This window comes from Carboxydocella sp. JDF658 (assembly GCF_002049395.1).
Lineage (GTDB): Bacteria > Bacillota.
Map to the genome: position 1 here is coordinate 1 of NZ_BDLR01000081.1, position 1,137 is coordinate 1,137.

Sequence of the window (1,137 nt, forward strand, 5' to 3'; positions counted from 1 at the left end):
TGGCGGTATTTGTCCTTTAAATCAGCCAGCAAATGGCCGATAGCCAGCAAAGCCATCTGGCCCTCCAGCTGCTTTTCCTTTTGCTGATACTTCTTCTCCAGTTTTTTTAATTTGCTGACCATTTCCACCAGCTTTTCCTGCAGATACGAGGAATCCTTTTCCAGATCCCGTCGCGTTCCTGGATCCAGCTTGTTGTATTCCTCCTCGGTCAGGGGTTCCCCGTTCAGCAGGGGTACGGAAACAAACCCTTCACTGGTGCGATGGAGGGAAAATCCTTTCTGGTTGGCCATTTTCTCCAGTTGCTGATAAAGCAATTCGCTTTCCTGTTCAAATTGCTGCCAGAGCAGGGTTTTCTTTTTCTGGCTGTTTTCACTGTCAAAGGCTTTGGGTACTTCTTTTTTCAGACTGTTTACCATGTCTTCCATATCCCTGACAAACTGCTTGCCCAGTCCGGCCGGTAGAGAAATAGCCCGGGGCTGACTGGGTTTCTTGAAATTATAGACATAGCACCAGTCCTGGGGACGGGGTTCCTGGGCTGCCTGGCCTTCAATTACCTTACGGGTATAAGTGAGTTTTCCCGTCCCTGTTTCTCCAGCCACGAAAATATTGTAACCAGGACGCCGGATTTTCAAGCCGAATTCCAGGGCTTGCTTGGCCCGCTGCTGTCCGAGCACTTCTCCTACCGGCTCTACCTCTGTCGTATCCCGAAAAGGTAACTTGCTGGCATCGCAAGGACGCCGTAACTGGCGGGGCGTTAGTTTCAAAGACTCCTGGTTCATGCTCTCCCCTCACTTTTTCTTTTATTTACAAAACCCGGGCTTTTTGCCGGAATGTCTTCCTTGTATTGTATAAATCTGGTACAATATAGCTATGGAACAGAAATATAGACATAAACGTGCATCCGTTTTGACCACATCGTGAACAGGGGGTGATTGAGCTGGCACGCAAAAAGAAGTTCAGTAACGGTATGCCAACGCAGACTCTCACTGCCAGGGCCAAAGCCATCAACCTTTCCGACCGGGACGCCCTGCTCCTGAAAAAAAGATACTCTCAGCACCGTGACTTTTAAACAGAACGCTTTCGAAATACTGCCGGACAACCGGGTGCGCCTGAAGCTGCCCAAAACCTACGGCAGGC

Annotated in this window: 1 protein-coding gene; it reads right to left on the minus strand. The window is 49.6% G+C overall.

The window, feature by feature from the left end; all coding sequences use genetic code 11:
• Positions 1-779: Lon-like protease helical domain-containing protein (locus tag JDF658_RS10820; protein ID WP_159446622.1), on the minus strand; the 779-nt coding region annotated here is incomplete at its 3' end.
• Between the last annotated feature and the right edge of the window lie 358 nt (positions 780-1,137).